Below are 19,429 nucleotides of genomic sequence, written 5' to 3' on the forward strand. Positions count from 1 at the left end.
CAACGCTCATGAGAACATGGTGGTCAACGCCCGTGTCCGTCTTACGAGGAGTAGTTCCCATTCCCACCTTCGCCGACAAGACCTTCACCGACCCGGCGCGTATCCGGAACTTCTGCATCATCGCCCACATCGACCACGGCAAGTCGACGTTGGCGGATCGGATGCTGCAGCTCACCGGTGTCGTGGAGGAGCGCCAGATGCGCGCGCAGTACCTCGACCGCATGGACATCGAGCGCGAGCGCGGCATCACCATCAAGGCCCAGAACGTCCGTCTGCCCTGGCAGGTGGACGGCGAGGACTACGTCCTGCACCTCATCGACACCCCCGGCCACGTCGACTTCACCTACGAGGTGTCGCGCGCCCTCGAGGCGTGTGAGGGTGCGGTGCTGCTCGTCGACGCCGCGCAGGGCATCGAGGCGCAGACCCTCGCCAACCTGTACCTGGCGATGGAGAACGACCTCACCATCATCCCGGTCCTGAACAAGATCGACCTGCCCGCAGCCGACCCCGACCGTTACGCCGCCGAGCTCGCCCACATCGTGGGCTGCGAGCCGGAGGACGTCCTGCGTGTGTCGGGCAAGACCGGCGTGGGCGTCGGTGAACTCCTCGACGAGGTCATCCGCCGCGTCCCGGCGCCCGTCGGCGACCCGGACGCCCCGCCGCGCGCAATGATCTTCGACTCCGTCTACGACACCTACCGTGGCGTCGTCACCTACGTCCGCGTCGTCGACGGCAAGATCGTGCCGCGCGAAAAGGTGCGGATGATGTCGACCGGCGCCACCCACGAACTGCTCGAGGTGGGCATCGTGTCGCCCGAGCCGAAGGCGTCGGCCGGACTCGGCGTAGGTGAGGTCGGCTACCTCATCACCGGTGTGAAGGACGTTCGCCAGTCGAAGGTCGGTGACACCGTCACCACCGCCCGCGACGGCGCCACCGAAGCGCTCACCGGTTACCGCGAACCGCGCCCGATGGTCTACTCCGGCCTCTATCCGGTGGACGGATCGGACTACCCGGTGCTGCGTGAGGCGCTGGAGAAGTTGCAGCTCAACGACGCCGCGCTCACCTTCGAGCCGGAGACGTCGGTGGCGCTCGGCTTCGGTTTCCGCTGTGGCTTCCTCGGTCTGCTGCACATGGAGATCACCCGCGAGCGTCTCGAGCGCGAGTTCAACCTCGACCTCATCTCGACCGCCCCCAACGTGGTCTATCGCGTGGTGATGGACGACGGCTCCGAGCATGTCGTCACCAACCCGTCGGACTGGCCGGAGGGCAAGACCCGCCACATCTACGAGCCGGTCGTGAAGACCACGATCATCGCTCCGAGCGAGTTCATCGGCGCGATCATGGAGCTGTGCCAGTCGCGTCGCGGCGAGCTAGGCGGCATGGACTACCTGTCGGAGACCCGCGTCGAGCTGCGCTACACGATGCCGCTGGCCGAGATCATCTTCGATTTCTTCGACTCGCTGAAGTCGCGCACCCGCGGCTACGCCAGCCTCGACTACGAGGAGGCGGGCGAGCAGGAGGCCGACCTGGTCAAGGTCGACATCCTGTTGCAGGGCGAGGCCGTCGACGCGTTCAGCGCGATCGTCCACAAGGACGCCGCCTATGCCTACGGCAACAAGATGGCGCTCAAGCTCAAGGAGCTCATCCCGCGCCAGCAGTTCGAGGTGCCGGTGCAGGCGGCGATCGGCTCGAAGATCATCGCGCGCGAGAACATCCGTGCGATCCGCAAGGACGTGCTCGCCAAGTGCTACGGCGGTGACATCAGCCGTAAGCGCAAACTGCTCGAGAAGCAGAAGGAAGGCAAGAAGCGGATGAAGACGATCGGCCGGGTCGACGTCCCGCAGGAGGCCTTCGTGGCGGCGCTGTCCACCGACGCGGCAGGCGACAAGCCAAAAGGGAAGTGATGGCGAAAGGGGAAGGTATGGCAGGGCAGGACGGCTCGATCAATCCGGTTCTGGCGCACAGCGATCTGCCCTACGGTCTGCCCGACTTCGCCTCGATCTCCGACGACGACTTCCTGCCCGCGTTCACCGCGGCCATGGAGTCGCATCTCGAAGAGGTCGAGGCCATCGCGGCCGACCCCAACCCACCGACCTTCGCCAACACCATCGAGGCGCTGGAGCTGTCCGGGCGTGACCTCGCCCGGGCGTCCGGCATCTTCTTCAACCTCATCGGGCCCGACACCAACCCGAAACGCAACGAGATCTCCCAGGAGCTCTCGACGCGGCTGACCGATCATTCGAACACGATCGCGATGCACCCGGTGCTGCTCGCGCGGATCAAGGAGCTCTTCGAACGCGCCGACGAGCTGGACCTGACCGAGCCGCAGCGCCGGCTGCTCGAGAAACGGTACCGGGAGGCGGTGCGCGCGGGCGCCGGGCTCGGCGAGGCCGAGCAGGAGGAGATGCGCAAGATCGCCTCCCGCCTGGCATATCTCACGACGACGTTCTCGCAGAAGATCCTCGACGACACCAACGACTCCGCGGTGTTCGTCGCCGACGAGGCCGACCTCGACGGGCTGTCGGCCGGACAGATCGCCGCCGCCCGGCGCGCGGCCGCCGAGGCCGGGCACGAGTCGGGATACCTCCTCACCCTGGAACTGCCCACCAGCCAGTCGGTTCTCGCCGAGCTGACGAATCCCCAGGTGCGGCAGAAGGTCTTCGACGCGTCGGTCAACCGGTGCGCCCGCGGCAACGAGCACGACACCCGTGAACTCGTCCTGGAGATCGTGCGCCTGCGGGCCCGTCGCGCCGAACTGCTCGGTTATCGCGACCACGCCGAGTGCGTCATCGCCGAGCAGACCGCGCCCAACCCGTCGGCGGTCGACGACTTCCTGCGTGAACTCAACGCGTCGGCGATCCGCGCCGGCGGTCGGGAGCTGACCCGGCTCACCGAGTTCGCCGGCGACGTCGAGATCGGTCCCGCCGACCTGACCTTCTGGCTCGAGCAGGAGAAGAGGTCGACGGCGACTGTGCCGCTCGACGGCTTCGCCGACTACTGCGAACTCGACACCGTGCTCACCCGCGGCGTGTTCTACGCGGCCAACAAGCTCTACGGCCTGCAGTTCGTCGAGCTCGAGGGGCTTCCCGTCTACCACCCCGACGTGCGGGTGTGGGAGGTTCGCGACGACTCCGGCGTCGGCATCGGCCTGTACCTCGGTGACTACTTCGCGCGGCCGTCGAAGCGCGGTGGCGCGTGGATGAACAACATCGTCGACCAGTCGTCGAAGCTGGGTGACCGGCCGATCATCGTCAACGTCCTCAATGTGCCCAAGCCCGACGAGGGCCGGCCGTGCCTGCTGTCCATCGACCAGCTCACCACCCTGTTCCACGAGTTCGGGCACACGCTGCACGGGCTGCTGTCGTCGGTGGACTACCCGTCGCAATCGGGTACCTCGGTGCCGCGCGACTTCGTCGAGTTCCCCTCGCAGGTCAACGAGATGTGGGCACTGCACCCGGACGTGCTGGCGAACTACGCTGTCCACCACCGGACGGGTGAGCCGATCCCCGCCGAACTCGCAGCTGCGGCAAGGGAATCCGCGGGAACAGAGTCCGCACACGCGACCATCGAGTACCTCGCTGCGGCCTCGCTCGACCTCGCCTGGCACCGGCTGACCGTCGACGAGGCCGAGGCCGTCACCGACGTGCAGGAGTTCGAGGCGAAGGCGCTGACCGAGGCGGGACTGAAGACCGACCTGATCCCGCCGCGCTACCGGACGACCTACTTCAACCACGTGTTCGGCGGCGGCTATTCGGCCGGCTACTACAGCTACATCTGGTCGGAGGTGCTCGACGCCGAGACCGAGCAGTGGTTCCTCGCCGAGGGCGGTCTGGAACGGGACAACGGCCGGCGCTTCGCCGAGGCCACCCTCTCGCGCGGCGACAGCGTCGACCCGCTGGCCGCGCACGAGAAGCTGATCGGCCGCAAGCCGCGGATCGACCCGCTCCTGCGACGCCGCGGCCTGGCGGCCTGAGAGTGATCTCGCGGTGACGACCCGGCCCCGGGACCTCACGCGCTTCGCGTTGCTGAGCATCGCGACGGCCGTGGCGGTGTTCGCGCTCAAACTCGTCGCGTGGTGGGTGACCGGATCGGTCGGCCTGCTCTCCGACGCCCTGGAGTCCATCGTCAACGTCGTCGCAGCCGTGGGCGCCTTCGTCGCGCTGCGGGTGGCGGCCAAACCCGCCGATGCCGGGCACAACTTCGGGCACACCAAGGCCGAGTACTTCTCGGCGGTGTTCGAGGGCGTGCTGATCGTCGTCGCCGCGGTGATCATCGTGGTCTCGGCGATCGACCGCTTGCTGAATCCGCGCGAACTCGAGGACGTCGGACTGGGACTGGGCATCTCGATCGGCGCCACGGCCCTCAACGGTGCGGTGGGCCTGTTCCTCATCCGGGCCGGACGCAAACACCGGTCGCTCACGCTCGAGGCCGACGGCAAGCACCTGATGACCGACGTCGCGACAACCGTCGGCGTCGTGATCGCGGTGTTCCTGGTGGCGTGGACCGGGTGGCTGCCGCTCGACCCGCTGATCGCCATCGCGGTCGCGATCAACATCATGGTCGTGGGCTTCGGCCTCGTGCGGCGTTCGGGCGCCGGGCTCATGGACTCGGCGCTGCCCGACGAGCAGCGCGCCGCCATCGACGCCGTGCTCGACCGGCACCGTGCAGAGGGAATCGTCTTCCACGACGTCCGCACCCGTGAGGCCGGGCACGAGCGGTTCGTGCAGCTGCACATGCTGGTGCCGGGGGACTGGTCGGTGCAGCGGGCCCACGATCTCGCCGAGGTGGTCGAGGGAGAACTCCACGATGCGGTCGCAGACCTGAACGTCACGACGCACATCGAACCGGTCAACGACCCGCGCGCATACGAGGACTGGCGGCTCGACTGACGGCCCCGCACGGGGTTTTGATCGCGCTGATTTCAACTCTTGCGAGGTGTCCGACCGGTTTCCCGGCAGACCCGAGGGAGAACCCGCACCCCGGCAGGTGCCGGTGTCCGCTGCCGGTGCTCGTCGTCGGGGTCAGGCTGAAGGCATTAGGTGAGCAGTGCGGTGCTACAGGTGTTTACGCAGGCCATCGGGTCCGACGGCCCGGCCGTCGGATGTCCGCGGCGAACCCGCGGCGGTTTCGCGCGACATGGGCCGATCTCTTGCCCGGACGCCGCCGGGATCCCACGTCTCGCGGTGGCATCGGGGGTCGGCCCGCGGTCCGGGCGTGTGGGCGTGCGCACGACCTCCGGGCGCGTTGTCGGACACTGTCAGACCCGCGTGCCGGTTGCTAGCGTAATCCGGTCCTCGCCGGTCACAGCCCCGTCCCGACCGGCCCCGGCAAACTCCTGGAGGAATCAGTGAGCGCTGGCTCCGTCACGCGACGCGGCACCGGCGTGCTGGTGTGCTTGTTGGCACTGGCGATGGTGCTCGTCTCCGGATGTGGTGGTGGATCGACCGACGAACCCGGCGGAGTGGACATCTCCAGCGGGGACCGCCACCTCGACCTCGTCGCCTACGCGGTTCCCAAGATCGGGTTCGACGAGATCATCCCGGCCTTCCGCGCGACCCCCGAGGGAAAGGGCATCGGGTTCTCCGCGTCGTACGGCGCGTCCGGCGACCAGTCCCGCAAGGTGGCCCGCCGCGTCCCGGCCGACGTCGTGAACTTCTCCGTCGAGCCCGACATCACCCGGCTCGTGAAGGCCGGCCTGGTCGACGAGGACTGGAAGGAGAAGGCCCCCTACGACAGCACGCCGTTCGGCTCGGTCGTCGCGCTGGTCGTCCGCAAGGGCAACCCGAAGAACATCCGCGATTGGGACGACCTGCTCAAGCCCGGCGTCCAGGTGGTCACCCCGAACCCGGGTAGCTCCGGATCGGCCAAGTGGAACCTGCTGGCCCCGTTCTCCGCGGTCAGCGACGGCGGACGGAACATGCAGGCGGGTCTGGACTATGTCGCCGAACTCATCCGCGACCACGTGAAGGTGGTCCCGAAGTCGGGTCGCGAGGCGACCACGGCCTTCGAGCAGGGGCAGGGAGATGTGCTGATCAGCTATGAGAACGAGGCGATCATGCTCGACAAGGCCAACGCGGGCAAGGGCCCGAACAGCCAGGTGGAGTACGTGATCCCGCCGCAGACCTTCAAGATCGAGAACCCCGTCGCGGTGGTCAACACCTCCAAGGACCTCCCGGCCGCCCGCTCCTTCGTGGACTTCCTGTTCACCCCGGAGGCACAGCGGATCTGGGCGGAACAGGGCTTCCGCCCCGTCGACCCACAGGTCGTCGAGCAGACGAGGGACCTGTTCCCGGGTGAGATCGTGAAGCTGTGGACGATCGCCGAGATCGGAAAGGTCCTCGGCGAGGGCACCGCCGAGAAGAACGACGGCAAGGACCTCACCGGATGGAAGGCCGTCGACGAGGCCCTCTTCGGCAAGAAGGGCGCCATCACCAGGATCTACGACGCAGGGGGTAAGCAGTGACCACGGCCGACTCGGTCGACGCAACGGCCCCGGACGCCGGCGTGCCGGTTCCCGGGTCGCAGCCGCCCGGCGGATTCCTCGGGCGTTCACGGACCTTCGCGGGCGTCAGTCCGCTGACCGTCGGCGTCGCATGGTTGTGGCTGAGCCTCATCGTGCTGCTCCCGCTCGCGGCGATCACGGTGCAGTCGTTCGAGGAGGGCTGGAGCGGCTTCTGGGAGGCGGTGTCTGCGCCCGCCGCCGTCGACGCACTCTGGATCACCGTCCTGGTGTCGGTGATCGCGGCGCTCATCAACGTCGTGTTCGGCACCCTGATCGCCTGGGTCCTGGTCCGGGATGACTTCCCCGGCAAGGGGTTCGTCAACGCGATCATCGACCTGCCGTTCGCGCTGCCGACCATCGTCGCCAGCCTGGTGCTGCTGTCGCTGTACGGCCCGAACAGCCCCATCGACATCCAGCTCAACGCGACCAAGCCCGCACTGGTGATCGCGCTGACGTTCGTCACGCTGCCGTTCGTGGTCCGTCAGGTGCAGCCGGTGCTGATCGAACTCGACGTCGACGTCGAAGAGGCCGCGTCGGTGCTCGGCGCCAACAACCTCACGATCTTCCGCAGGATCATCCTGCCCGCGCTGCTGCCGGCGATCCTGACCGGCGCCGGCCTGGCGTTCACCCGCGCCATCGGCGAGTTCGGCTCGGTGGTGCTGATCGGAGGCAACATCCCCGGCGACACACAGGTCGCGTCGCAGTACATCCAGCAGCAGATCGAGATCGACGCCCCGGTCGACGCCGCCGCGATCTCGGTGGTGCTGCTGTTGATCGCGTTCGTCACGCTGCTCGTGCTGCGTGTGGTCGGGCGCTGGCAGTCCAAGCGGGAGGACGCGGACCGATGAAGGTTTCCCGGCTCACCCGGTACGGCCTGCGCACCGTCGCACTCGTCTACCTGTTCATCCTGCTGATCGTCCCGGTCGGCACGATCTTCTACCGCTCGTTCGAACACGGCATCGTGCAGTTCTGGGAGTGGATCACCACCCCCGCGGCGATCTCCGCGCTGCAGCTCAGCCTGCTCATCGTCGTGATCGTGGTGCCGCTCAACGTCATCTTCGGCATCATCACCGCACTCGCGCTGGCCCGTGGACGATTCCCCGGCAAGGGCCTGCTGCAGGCGGTCGTGGACCTGCCGTTCGCGGTGTCGCCGGTCGTCGCGGGTGTCGCCCTCATCCTGCTGTGGGGCTACGGTGGCTGGTTCGGCGGCATCGAGAGCCTCGGCTTCCGGATCATCTTCGGGTTCCCCGGCCTGGTGCTGGCGACGCTGTTCGTCACCCTGCCGTTCGTCGCCCGCGAGGTCGAGCCGGTGCTGCGCGAGATCGGCACCGAGCAGGAGGAGGCCGCGGCCACCCTCGGCGCCAATTCGTGGCAGGTGTTCTGGCGGGTCACCCTCCCGGCGATCCGCTGGGGCCTGACCTACGGCATCGTCCTGACCGTCGCCCGTGCGCTCGGCGAGTACGGCGCGGTGACCATGGTGTCGTCGAACTACCCGGGTGTCTCCCAGACCCTGACGCTGTTGGTCAACTCCCGCTACACCGACGACTACAACGAATTCGGTGCCTACGCGGCCGCGACGCTGCTGATGTTCGTCGCGATCCTGGTGCTGGTGGCGATGTCGCTGATCGAGCGCCGCGCCAAGTCGCGCCTCGCCGAGGCCGGCGAGACCACCTCGGGCGACGCCGAGGTCCTCGTGCCCGAGCTCACTCCGCCGCACGGACCGGAATCGGTCGACGCCAAGCAGATCGTCCACTCTCACGCCAAGCCCAAGGAAGGCGAGTGACATGTCCATCAAGGTCATCGGCGCGAACAAGCGCTACGGCGACTTCGCCGCCCTCGACAACGTCTCCATCGAGATCCCGGACGGGCAGCTGACCTCGCTGCTGGGACCCTCGGGCTCCGGCAAGTCCACGCTGCTGCGGGCGATCGCCGGTCTCGACACCCTGGACTCGGGCACGGTCATCATCAACGAGACCGATGTGTCGAACAAGTCGCCGCAGAAGCGCGACATCGGTTTCGTGTTCCAGCACTACGCCGCGTTCAAGCACCTGACCGTGCGCGAGAACATCGCCTTTGGCCTCAAGATCCGCAAGCGGCCGAAAAAGGAGGTCGACGCCAAGGTCGACCAGTTGCTCGACGTCGTCGGCCTCACCGTCTTCCAGAAGCGTTTCCCGGCGCAGCTGTCCGGCGGTCAGCGCCAGCGCATGGCGCTCGCCCGCGCGCTCGCCGTCGACCCGAAGGTGCTGCTGCTCGACGAGCCGTTCGGCGCGCTCGACGCCAAGGTGCGAGATGACTTGCGCCGCTGGCTTCGTCGTCTGCACGACGAGGTGCACGTCACCACGGTGCTGGTCACCCACGACCAGCAGGAGGCGCTCGACGTCAGTGACCGGATCGCGGTGCTGAACAAGGGCCGCATCGAACAGGTCGGCACGCCCGACGATCTCTACGACCGTCCGGCCAACGAGTTCGTCGCGTCCTTCCTCGGGTCGACCGTGCGCCTCAACGGAGAGCTCGTGCGCCCGCACGACATCCGGATCGGCCGCACCCCGGAGATGGCTTCGCCGACCAGCGATCCCTCGCTCGACGTCGGCATCATCCGGGCCACCGTGCAGCGCGTGGTCAACCTCGGTTTCGAGACCCGCGTCGAACTCGTGTCGGCGTCCACCGGCGAGGAGTTCGCCGCGCAGATCACCCGCGGCGACCAGAACGCGCTGAACCTGCAGCCCGGCGAGACCGTGTACGCACGGGCCACGAAGGTGGCCGCGCTGGACGGGATCTGAGCGCCGTTTCTCCGGAGCCGAACCGCCACCGGGATCGGCCCTCCGGCGGAGCGCCGACGACGACATGTCGACGGCCCCGGTACGGCGGGCGGAGTTCGGCGGCGGGTTTCGTCGGCCGTCCGGAGTTCAGTGGTTGGCCGGCTGGAACGTCGCCTGGTGCTCGGCCTCTTCGGCGCGGATCACGTGCATGACCGCGTTGATCAATGCCAGGTGGGTGAATGCCTGCGGGAAGTTCCCGAGGTGCTGACCGGTCTTCGCGTCGATCTCCTCGGCATACAGTTTCAGCGGGCTCGAGTAGGAGAGCAGCCTCTCGCACAGCGCCTTCGCCCGCGGCAGTTCACCGATCTCGACGAGCGCCGACACCAGCCAGAACGAGCAGATCGTGAACGTGCCCTCTTCGCCGGTGAGGCCGTCGTCGGTCTCCTCCACCCGGTAGCGCAGCACCAGGCCGTTCTCGGTGAGCTCGTCGGCGATCGCGAGAACCGTTGCGCGGACGCGATGATCGTCGGGCGGCAGGAACCGCAGCAGCGGTACGAGCAGCAGGGAGGCGTCGAGGGCGTCGTCGCCGTAGCGCTGGGTGAACACGCCGCGCTCGTTGACGCCGTGGGCCAACACGTCGGCCTTGATCTCCTCGGCGATCGCCGCCCACTCTCGGGCGTGCTTGGCCTCGCCGTGCATCAGCGCCAGCCGCGCACCACGATCGAGCGCCACCCAGCACATCACCTTCGACGAGGTGAAGTGCTGCGGCTCGCCGCGCACCTCCCAGATGCCGCGGTCGGGTTCGCGCCAGTGCTCGATGGCCTCCTCGACCTGTGCCTTCAGCACCGGCCAGAGTGTCTCCGGGACCGCCTCGTGGGACTTGATGTGCAGGTACACCGAGTCCAGCATCGTGCCCCAGATGTCGTGCTGTCGTTGGTTGTACGCGCCGTTGCCGATGCGGACCGGCCGCGCGCCGTCGTATCCGGAGAGGTGGGTGAGTTCCTCCTCCTCGAGGGTGCGCTCGCCGCCGACGCCGTACATCACCTGCAACGGATGGCGTTCCCCGTTGGTGATGCCGGAGACGTCGGCGATGAAGGAGAAGAAGTCGTCGGCCTCACGGTCGAGGCCGAGGGTGTACAGGCCCCACAGCGCGAAGGTGGAGTCCCGCACCCACGCGTATCGGTAGTCCCAGTTCCGTTCTCCCTGAGGCGTTTCGGGCAGCGATGTGGTCGCGGCGGCGAGCAGTGCGCCGGTCGGGGAGTAGGTGAGTCCCTTGAGGGTCAACGCCGACCGCTGGAGATGGGTGCGCCACGGGTGATCCGGGAAGGAACCGATGTTGATCCACTGCCGCCACGCCTCACTGGTGGTCCACATCTTGTGGGAGGCCTCGTCCCAGTTCTGCGGTGCAGGATGGCGTGACCAGCTGAGCGCGACGAAGCGGTTGTCGCCCTCCACGAGACGGGTGCGTGCGCGGGCCTCGCGGCCCTCCAGACCGAGTCGGAGGTCGGTGGTGAGTTTCAGAATGGGCGTGTCGGCGTCGGTGTCACGCGCCGTCGCGATCGCCTCGCCGTAGGCCGGGCCGGTGTATTCCCACTTGGTGGTGCCGCGGTGGTAGTCGAAGGCCGGTTCGCAGCTCATGTGGAGCTCGACCGTGCCCGACACGCAGCGAACCGTGCGCAGCAGCACGTGCTCGGCGTCCCAGTCGGTCGGGGTGCGGCGGTGGGTGCGCGAACGCCGCTCGGTGTCGTGCCACGGACCCATGACGAGGGCGTCGCGCACGATGATCCAGCCGGTGTCGGTCTGCCAGGTGGTCTCGACCATCAGGCTGCCGGGGAGGTATCGGCGGTCGACCGGGACGTTGACGCCGTAGGGCGCGAGCCGGAAGTGTCCCGCGCTGCGGTCGAGGATCGCGCCGAACACGCTCGGCGAGTCCGGCCGGGGGATGCACATCCACTCCACCGAGCCGTTGCGCGCGATGAGGCAGTTGGTCTCCGTGTCGGAGAGGAAGGCGTAGTCGCCGATGGGTGGAAAGGCGCTGCGATGAGACGGTGAGGTCGGCGGGATCGGCGCGGCATCCGGGTTGCTGACTCGTGCAACGTCGGTGTCGGCGCCCCCGGCCCGGTGGCCGGTGGCGGACGGCAAGGACGTTACGGTGGAGTCATCTGCGGTCGACATGGCAACTATCATTGCCACGGGCGCTGTCCGACGCCACTCGGTCCGCCGGACCGAGCACGCGGATGAACCGAATCGGATGGACGGGGAGATGACGTGACGGCGTTCTTCGACTGGTGGGACGGCGTGGAGGAGTGGCTGACCGGCCTGTCCTTCGTGCCGCAGCTGCTGGTCACGGTCGCCGTGGTGATCCCCGTGGCGATCCTGATCGCCTACGTGCTCAATCTCCTCGTGGACCTCGCGGCCGACATCCTCGACCGCCGCCGCTTCGCCGACGACGATGGGACCGGACTGTGAAACTGATGCGCTCGCCGGTCACCGTGGCCCTGCTCGCGCTCCTGATCCTCGTGATCATCGCCTGGCTCGTGACGATGTGAGTTCGTGCCCGGTGGGAGCCGGGACGGGTGTGGGGGTCACCACCGGGTGACGCTGATCGCACGCTCAATCGCCGCCGTCCGATACAAGGCGCAGATCCCGTCGACGACGTCCTGGTGTGCGCCCAGCGGGCCCGCGACGAGGGTGCTGTCCGCCATCGTGTCGAGGGCCGTCTCGACCTTCTCGATGAGCAGCCCCGTCGACAGGAAGTAGGGGCTGAGCGCGATGCGCTCGGCACCGGCCGTACGCAGCCGGCGCACCGCCGACCGCAGCGCCCGTCCACCCGCGCCCAGCTTGGTGGCGAAGACCACCTCCACCGGTCGGTGCAGACGCGTCGACAGCTCGATGGCACGGCGCCGGACGTGGAGGTCGGCCGATTCGTCGGACGAACCCACCGCGGCCAGGATCACGCCGTCACGGTCGTCGAGCCCGGCCTCGCGCAGACGGTCCGCGAGCGCGGCGGCCAGCGGCCGGGTGCCGATGACCTCGGTCTGATGGGCGAACGGCCGGTGCTCGGCGATGATCGCGGGGAGGTCGATCTTGTGGTGATAGCCCGACGACAACAGCAACGGGACCACGATCGTGTCGTCGCCGACCCGGTCGAGCACGTCACCGACGAGCGGCTCGTCGAGATCGAGATAGGACAGCTCGACCTCCACGTCCGGGAGGTTCGCCACGACGGCGTCGCGCACCCGACGCGCGGTCACGCCGAAGCGTGGATCGCGGCTGCCGTGTGCGACGAGGACGAGCGTCGGGTTCACACCAGCTCTTTGAGATGCAGCGGCGCGAGCGCGTCACCGACGAGGCCGGCGGCCAGTGTGTTGCCGCCCTGCGGGTCGATCAGCAGGAAGCTGCCCGACTCGCGGTTCACCTGGTAGTCGTCGGCCGGGATGGGCTCGGCCGTCTGGACGGTGATCCGCACGATCTGGTTGAGCTCCACCGTCTCCGGGGCGTCGACCAGCGCCAGGTTCTGCTCGTCGAAGAGGGCGTCGAGCCCGCCGACGATGGCCTGGGTGGTCTTGGTGCCGTGCTTGAGGAGCAGCCGCGCGCCCGGGCGCAGCGGCTTCTCGGCCAGCCAGCACACGGTCGCGGTGAACTGCTGGATCGGCTCCGGCGCATCGCCGACCGCGGCGATCAGGTCACCGCGCGAGATGTCCACGTCGTCGGCGAGCAGCAGGGTGACGCTGCGGCCGGTGTGCGCGGTGCCGAGCGGGCCGTCGGCGGTGTCGATGCCGCTGACCGTGGTGCGCTGCCCCGAGGGCAGGACGACGATCTCGTCGCCGACGGTGACACGTCCGGCCGCGATCTGCCCGGCGTAGCCGCGGTAGTCGGGGTACTCCGGGGTGCGCGGACGGATCACGTACTGCACCGGGAAACGCAGGCCGACCGGCGCGCGCTCGGTCAGGTTCGGCACGGTCTCGAGGTGCTCGATGAGGGTCGGGCCGTCGTAGAACGGGGTGTTCTCCGACCGCTTGGCGATGTTGTCGCCGTGTAGCGCCGACACCGGGATCGCGGTGACCTGCTCGTCGGACCAGCCGAGCGAGCGGGTGAGTTCACCGAACTCCGCGGAGATCTCGGCGAACACCGTGGCCGCGTCGTCGACGAGGTCGATCTTGTTGACCGCCAGCACGAGCTGCGGCACACCGAGCAGCGCCATGACGGCGGCGTGGCGACGGGTCTGGGCGACGACGCCGTTGCGTGCGTCGACGAGCAGGATCACCAACTGGGCGGTCGAGGCGCCGGACACGGTGTTGCGGGTGTACTGGACGTGTCCCGGTGTGTCGGCGAGCACGAAAGACCTTGCGGGCGTGGCGAAGTAGCGGTACGCCACGTCGATGGTGATGCCCTGCTCGCGCTCGGCGCGCAGGCCGTCGACCAGCAGCGAGAGGTCCGGGGTGTCGAGGCCGCGGTCCACCGAGGCCTTGGTGACGGCGTCGATCTGGTCGGCCAGAACGGATTTCGTGTCGTACAGCAGCCGGCCGACGAGCGTCGACTTGCCGTCGTCGACGCTGCCCGCGGTGGCGATGCGGAGGAGGTCGGGGGCGTGGCTCATCAGAAATATCCTTCGCGCTTGCGGTCTTCCATGGCGGCCTCGGAGACCCGGTCGTCGCCGCGGGTGGCGCCGCGTTCGGTCAGTCGGGAGGCGGCGACCTCGGCCAGCACCTCTTCGTTGGTGCGTGCCTCGGACAGCACGGCTCCGGTCGACGAGCCGTCGCCGACGGTGCGGTAGCGCACCCAACGGCGTTCCAGCACTTCGCCCTCGCGCGGGCCGCCCCAGACACCGGGGGTCATCCACATGCCGTCGCGCAGGAACACGTCGCGTTCGTGGGCGTAATAGATCGGCGGGAGCAGGACCTGCTCGCGGGTGATGTAGCGCCACACGTCCAGCTCGGTCCAGTTCGACAGCGGGAACACGCGCACGTGTTCGCCCGGCGCGTGCCGGCCGTTGTAGAGGTTCCACAGCTCGGGACGCTGACGCTTCGGGTCCCACTGGCCGAAGGCGTTGCGCAGCGAGAAGATCCGCTCCTTGGCGCGCGACCGCTCCTCGTCGCGGCGGCCGCCCCCGAAGACCGCGTCGAAGCGGTTCTCGGTGATGGCGTCGAGCAACGGGATGGTCTGCAGCGGATTGCGCACGCCGTCGGGGCGCTCGGTGAGCCGGCCGTCGGCGAGGTACTCCTCGACCGAGGCGACGTGCAGGCGCAGGTTGTGACGCTCGACGACCTGGTCCCGGAACTCGAGGACCTCGGGCAGGTTGTGCCCGGTGTCGACGTGCAGCAGCGAGAAGGGAAGCGGCGCAGGCCAGAACGCCTTGAGCGCGACGTGCAGCAGGACGGTGGAGTCCTTGCCGCCGGAGAACAGGATCACCGGCCGCTCGAACTCGCCGGCCACCTCGCGGAAGATGTGGATGGCCTCCGACTCGAGCGCGTCGAGGGTGGAGAAGTCGTCGTCGGCCGCGGTGTCGCGGACGGGCGAGGGTTCGGTGACGGTCATGCGTGGAGCCCACATTCTGTCTTGGCGCGGCCGGCCCAGCGGCCACTGCGCGGATCGGATCCGGGTTCGGGTTTGGCGGTGCACGGGGCGCAGCCGATCGACGGGTAGCCCTCGTCGACCAGCGGGTTGACCAGCACGCCGTGGGAGTCGATGTAGTCCTGCATCTGCTCGTCGGACCACGGGGCGATCGGGTTGATCTTCACCAGGCCGAAGGCCTCGTCGAAGGAGATCAGCGGAGCGTTGGCGCGTGTCGGCGCCTCCACTCGGCGGATGCCGGTGATCCAGGCGTCGTAGCCGGTGAGCCCGGCCTTGAGCGGGACGACCTTGCGCAGGCGGCAGCACTCGCCGGGATCCCGGGCGAACAGGTTGCGGCCCAGCAGCTCGTCCTGCTCGGCGACGCTGTGCTCGGGGGTGAGGTTGATCAGTTCCACCCCATACACCTGCTCGACCGCGTCGCGGGTGCCGATGGTCTCGGCGAAGTGGTACCCGGTGTCGAGGAACAGGACCTTCACCGGCGCACCGCCGAGGAGTTCACGGTCGACGTTCTTGACCGCGAGGTCGACGAGCACCGCGTCCTGCATGTTCGACGCCACGACGAAGTTGGGGCCGAAGGTCTCCGCCGTCCACCGGATCAGTTCCTCCGGGGTGGCGTCGGGACCCAGGTCGGCGGCTCCCTGCGCGGCGATCGCGCGGAGCTCGTCCTCGCTGTGCCGTCGGCCGGTGGCGGTCTCGGTGGTGCTGATGGTCATCGCAGAGCCTCCTCATCGGCGCGGACGGCCCACTGTGCGAACCGTTCGCCCTCTTCTCGCTGTTCCACGAAATTGCGGACCACGCGTTCGATGTAGTCGCCGAGCTCGGTGGAGAGCACCTTGTGCTGGCGGAGTTTGCGGCCGAATCCCGAGTCCAGGCCGAGGCTTCCGCCCAGGTGGACCTGAAAGCCCTCGGTGACGTTGCCGTCGGCGTCCTCGACGAGTTGGCCCTTGAAGCCGATGTCGGCGATCTGCGACCGGCCGCACGAGTTGGGGCAGCCGTTGATGTTCACCGTGATCGGCACGTCGAGCTTCGCGTTGATGTCGGCGAGACGCTCCTCCAGCTCGGGGGCCAGGACCTGCGACCGCTTGCGGGTCTCGGTGAACGACAGCTTGCAGAACTCGATGCCGCTGCACGCCAACAGGTTCCGGCGCCACTGCGACGGACGTGCGTGCAGGCCGAGCGGTTTGAGCTCGTCGATGAGCCACTCGACCTTGTCGTCCGGCACGTCGAGCACGATCAGCTTCTGGTACGGGGTGAACCGCACGCGATCGGAACCGACGGCGGCGACCGCCTCGGCGGTCTTGGTCAGGATGGTGCCGGACACGCGGCCGGCGATGGGAGAAAAACCGACGGCGTTGAGGCCGTTGCGCAGCTTCTGCACGCCGATGTGGTCGATCGGGCGTTCGGGCCTCTCCGGCGCCGGGCCGTCGATCAGCTTGCGGCCGAGGTACTCGTCCTCGAGGACCTGCCGGAACTTCTCGATGCCCCAGTCCTTGACGAGGAACTTCAGGCGCGCCTTGGAGCGCAGGCGTCGGTATCCGTAGTCGCGGAACAACGCGACCACGCCCTCCCAGACGTCGGGCACCTCGTCGAGCGGGACCCACGCGCCGACGCGCTGGGCGAGCATGGGATTGGTCGACAGGCCGCCGCCGACCCAGAGGTCGAGACCGGGACCGTGCTCGGGGTGGACGACGCCGATGAAGGCGACGTCGTTGATCTCGTGCACCACGTCCTGCTGGCCGGAGATCGCGGTCTTGAACTTGCGCGGCAGGTTCGAGTACTGCGGGTCGCCGATGTAGCGACGCACGATCTCGTCGATCGCCGGGGTGGGGTCGAGGACCTCGTCGAAGGACTCGCCGGCGAGAGGTGAACCCAGCACGACGCGGGGGCAGTCGCCGCACGCCTCGGTGGTCTTCAGGCCGACGCCCTCGAGGCGCTCCCAGATGGTGGGGACGTCCTCGATGCGGATCCAGTGATACTGGACGTTCTCGCGATCGGAGAGGTCGGCGGTGTCGCGGGCGAACTCGGTCGAGATCTCGCCGAGGGTGCGCAACTGTGCGACGTTGAGCGCGCCGGCGTCACACCGGACGCGCATCATGAAGTGCTTGTCCTCGAGGATGTCGATGTTCTCGTCGCCGGTCCAGGTGCCGTCGTAGCCCTGGGCGCGCTGGGTGTACAGGCCCCACCAGCGCATCCGGCCGCGCAGGTCCTGCTTGTCGATCGAGTCGAACCCCTGCTTGGAGTAGATGTTCTCGATGCGGGCGCGGACGTTGAGGGGGTTGTCGTCCTTCTTGACCTGCTCGTTCGGGTTCAGCGGCTCGCGATAGCCGAGCTTCCACTGACCTTCGGCGCGGCGCTTGGCCGGACGCGCCTTGCGGGCCGGACGGGCACGCTTGTCGCCGGTGTTCCCGGCGTTCTTCTCGGGTGCCGGGGCGGCGGGAACCGCATCGGGCACTGCTGGGGCATCGGTTGTGGACGTCATCAGATCTCCTGTGCCGGCGCACGCGATCGCCGGCGTTCTACGCACGAAAAGTGGGCTGGAACGTGCCGGCATCCCCGCAGATGGGGACCATTCGGGGCCGAAACGTCGCTAGACGCGACAGAAAGCGCTGTTCACGCGCTTGAGATCAATGTGGCGACGCGCTGCGAGCCACACCCCGGGAAAAATCACGGGCTCCATAGTGCCACGTCCATCGTCGCCTCGTCTACTTGGGGTTATTTTCCATCACGATGATGGAAACCGGTGCGGTCGGCCCGGTGCTGCTTTCTGCAAGGCCACGGGAGCCCCGGTTGTTCCCGGGCGGCATGATGGACAGGTGAAGGTCGACAGCGAAGCACCCGCACCCGAGCCCGCCCACGAGCTCATCCCGAAGGCGTGCGCCGACGTCGACGCCGAGGTGCCGTTCGGGCTGTACCTGCACGTTCCGTTCTGTGCGACCCGCTGCGGCTACTGCGACTTCAACACCTACACCGCCGGTGAACTCGGCTCGTCGTCCTCGCCGGAGTCCTGGCAGGACGCCGTGGCGGTGGAACTCGAGGCCGCGGCGCGGTTGCTGCGGCCGTCGCGGAGGGTGTCGACCATCTTCGTCGGTGGCGGAACCCCGTCGCTGCTCGGCGCCGACGGTCTCACCCGACTCCTCGACACCGTGCGCGCGAACTTCGACCTCGCCGACGACGCGGAGGTCACCACCGAAGCGAACCCCGAGTCGACGTCGCCGGAGTTCTTCGCCCGTCTCCGTGAGGCCGGCTACACCCGCATCTCGCTCGGCATGCAGTCCGCGGCGCAACACGTGTTGCGCATCCTCGACCGGGTGCACACGCCGGGCCGGGCGGTGGCCGCGGCGCGGGAGGCGCGCGCCGCCGGGTTCGACCACGTCAACCTCGACCTCATCTACGGCACTCCCGGCGAGGCCGACGCCGATCTCCACGGCAGCGTCGACGCGGTGCTGTCCGCGGGCGTCGACCACGTCTCGGCGTACGCGCTGATCGTCGAGGACGGCACCGCCCTGGCGCGACGCATCCGCCGCGGCGAGATGCCCGCCCCCGACGACGACGTTCTCGCCGACCGCTACCAGATTCTCGACGATCGCTTGAGCGCCAACGGATTCGGCTGGTACGAGGTGTCGAACTGGGCGCTCGACGAGGCGGGCGCGTGCCGGCACAACCTCGCGTACTGGCAAAGCCATGACTGGTGGGGGATCGGCCCCGGCGCCCACTCGCATGTCAACGGCGTGCGCTGGTGGAACGTCAAGCATCCCGCCCGTTACGCGAAGACACTCGGCGACGGGGCGCTGCCGGCGGCCTCGGCGGAGGAACTCGGTGCCGAGGACCGTCACGTGGAGGAGGTCATGCTCACCACGCGCCTGCGGTCCGGCCTGCCGCGGCGCATCCTCGACGACGCCGAGCGGGCGAACGCCGAGAAGCTCTGTGCGGATGGCCTTTTCGAATCGACCGAGACCGCATACGTCCTCAGCGACTCCGGACGCCTGCTGGCCGACGGGGTGATCCGCCGGGTGCTCTGGGGCTGACCCGGCCCGCACGGCCGGCCCCGTGGGCGGCCTGCGGAGGCAACCGGCGCCTCACCAGGGGCGTTCCGGCCGGACGGGGCTCGTCCAGCCGGTCGAACGTGCCCGGCGATGGGCGCCGCGTCCGCTCGGGTCGTCGCCGGGCTGGGGCTGCCGCGGGATCTCCCGGGTCTCCGGTGTCGGGCGGCGCTGCGGCGGGTCGGGGTTGTCCTCGAGTTGCTCCTCGAGCGGGCGGGCTCCCTCCGAGAGGTCGAGGGCGTCGAGGTCGAGGGTGCGGGCGTGGATGATGTTCCGGTTCCGCAGGGCCGAGCGCACCGCGCGGTGGAGTCCGTCCTCCAGGTACAGCTCGCCCTCCCAGCGGACGACGTGCGCGAACAGGTCGCCGTAGAAGGTGGAATCCTCGCTGAGCAGCTTGTCGAGTGCGAGCACCCTGGTGAGTGTGGTCAGCTGGTCGAGGCGCAGCTGGCGGGGCGGGATCTTGGCCCAGCCGCGCGCAGACAAACCGTGGTCGGGATAGGGCTTACCCTCCCGCACCCCTTTGAAGATCATGGGACTCCGCGCTCGTTTCGTAC

General features: G+C 68.5%; 16 protein-coding genes. 9 read left to right on the forward strand and 7 right to left on the reverse strand.

Going from position 1 to position 19,429, the window contains the following annotated elements; all coding sequences use genetic code 11:
* Positions 1-8 precede the first annotated feature (8 nt).
* The 7 genes from lepA (at position 9) to ABFT43_RS05995 (ending at position 9,282) form a co-directional block, all read left to right on the forward strand.
* Positions 9-1,904, forward strand: a complete 1,896-nt coding sequence (gene lepA / locus ABFT43_RS05965) for a translation elongation factor 4 (protein ID WP_457590102.1) — start codon at positions 9-11, stop codon at positions 1,902-1,904.
* A 17-nt stretch (positions 1,905-1,921) separates the two neighbouring features.
* Complete coding sequence (locus ABFT43_RS05970; RefSeq protein WP_347959458.1) at positions 1,922-3,973, forward strand: M3 family metallopeptidase; 2,052 nt, start codon at positions 1,922-1,924, stop codon at positions 3,971-3,973.
* A gap of 13 nt (positions 3,974-3,986) precedes the next feature.
* Complete coding sequence (locus ABFT43_RS05975) at positions 3,987-4,889, forward strand: cation diffusion facilitator family transporter (RefSeq protein ID WP_347959459.1); 903 nt, start codon at positions 3,987-3,989, stop codon at positions 4,887-4,889.
* 458 nt (positions 4,890-5,347) lie between these two features.
* On the forward strand, positions 5,348-6,463 hold the full coding sequence (locus ABFT43_RS05980; protein WP_347959460.1) for a sulfate ABC transporter substrate-binding protein: 1,116 nt from the start codon (positions 5,348-5,350) through the stop codon (positions 6,461-6,463).
* Positions 6,460-7,350 (forward strand): sulfate ABC transporter permease subunit CysT, encoded by an 891-nt coding sequence (gene cysT / locus ABFT43_RS05985; protein WP_457590103.1) that lies wholly within the window; start codon positions 6,460-6,462, stop codon positions 7,348-7,350. Before ABFT43_RS05980 ends, cysT begins: the two co-directional genes overlap by 4 nt.
* The gene (cysW, locus tag ABFT43_RS05990; RefSeq protein ID WP_347959461.1) at positions 7,347-8,285 is read left to right on the forward strand and encodes a sulfate ABC transporter permease subunit CysW; all 939 of its coding nucleotides are present in this window, start codon (positions 7,347-7,349) and stop codon (positions 8,283-8,285) included. Before cysT ends, cysW begins: the two co-directional genes overlap by 4 nt.
* Before the next feature lies 1 nt (position 8,286).
* Positions 8,287-9,282 (forward strand): sulfate/molybdate ABC transporter ATP-binding protein, encoded by a 996-nt coding sequence (locus tag ABFT43_RS05995; RefSeq protein ID WP_347959462.1) that lies wholly within the window; start codon positions 8,287-8,289, stop codon positions 9,280-9,282.
* Between the two features lie 126 nt (positions 9,283-9,408).
* On the opposite strand, the gene ABFT43_RS06000 is transcribed toward ABFT43_RS05995, so the two are convergent.
* Positions 9,409-11,445 (reverse strand): glycoside hydrolase family 15 protein, encoded by a 2,037-nt coding sequence (locus tag ABFT43_RS06000; protein ID WP_457590111.1) that lies wholly within the window; start codon positions 11,443-11,445, stop codon positions 9,409-9,411.
* Positions 11,446-11,529: 84 nt separating this feature from the next.
* Between ABFT43_RS06000 and ABFT43_RS06005 the strand changes: the two genes are divergently transcribed.
* Entirely contained in the window at positions 11,530-11,730 is a 201-nt protein-coding gene (locus ABFT43_RS06005) for a hypothetical protein (protein WP_347959464.1), read from the forward strand.
* A gap of 116 nt (positions 11,731-11,846) precedes the next feature.
* Here the strand turns inward: ABFT43_RS06005 and ABFT43_RS06010 are convergent, their stop codons facing one another.
* Genes ABFT43_RS06010 through ABFT43_RS06030 form a run of 5 tightly spaced genes read right to left on the reverse strand, consistent with a single transcriptional unit; the run spans position 11,847 to position 17,314 of the window.
* Positions 11,847-12,569, reverse strand: coding sequence for a sirohydrochlorin chelatase (locus ABFT43_RS06010; RefSeq protein WP_347959465.1), 723 nt, complete (start codon positions 12,567-12,569; stop codon positions 11,847-11,849).
* Positions 12,566-13,861, reverse strand: a complete 1,296-nt coding sequence (locus ABFT43_RS06015; protein ID WP_347959466.1) for a sulfate adenylyltransferase subunit 1 — start codon at positions 13,859-13,861, stop codon at positions 12,566-12,568. The genes ABFT43_RS06010 and ABFT43_RS06015 overlap by 4 nt, the downstream gene beginning before the upstream one ends.
* A complete protein-coding gene (cysD, locus tag ABFT43_RS06020; RefSeq protein ID WP_347959467.1) occupies positions 13,861-14,814 on the reverse strand; it encodes a sulfate adenylyltransferase subunit CysD in 954 nt (317 codons plus the stop codon). Before cysD ends, ABFT43_RS06015 begins: the two co-directional genes overlap by 1 nt.
* A complete protein-coding gene (locus tag ABFT43_RS06025) occupies positions 14,796-15,548 on the reverse strand; it encodes a phosphoadenylyl-sulfate reductase (RefSeq protein ID WP_347959468.1) in 753 nt (250 codons plus the stop codon). Before ABFT43_RS06025 ends, cysD begins: the two co-directional genes overlap by 19 nt.
* A complete protein-coding gene (locus tag ABFT43_RS06030; protein ID WP_347959469.1) occupies positions 15,545-17,314 on the reverse strand; it encodes a nitrite/sulfite reductase in 1,770 nt (589 codons plus the stop codon). The genes ABFT43_RS06025 and ABFT43_RS06030 overlap by 4 nt, the downstream gene beginning before the upstream one ends.
* A 334-nt stretch (positions 17,315-17,648) precedes the next feature.
* Between ABFT43_RS06030 and hemW the strand changes: the two genes are divergently transcribed.
* A complete protein-coding gene (gene hemW / locus ABFT43_RS06035) occupies positions 17,649-18,860 on the forward strand; it encodes a radical SAM family heme chaperone HemW (protein ID WP_347959470.1) in 1,212 nt (403 codons plus the stop codon).
* Positions 18,861-18,911: 51 nt separating this feature from the next.
* Here hemW and ABFT43_RS06040 read toward each other — a convergent pair whose 3' ends face one another.
* Positions 18,912-19,406: a type II toxin-antitoxin system VapB family antitoxin gene (locus tag ABFT43_RS06040; RefSeq protein WP_347959471.1), complete on the reverse strand. Its 495-nt coding sequence runs from the start codon at positions 19,404-19,406 to the stop codon at positions 18,912-18,914.
* Positions 19,407-19,429: the final 23 nt, after the last annotated feature.

The sequence above is a fragment of the Gordonia aurantiaca genome (assembly GCF_039939235.1).
Classification (GTDB): domain Bacteria; phylum Actinomycetota; class Actinomycetes; order Mycobacteriales; family Mycobacteriaceae; genus Gordonia.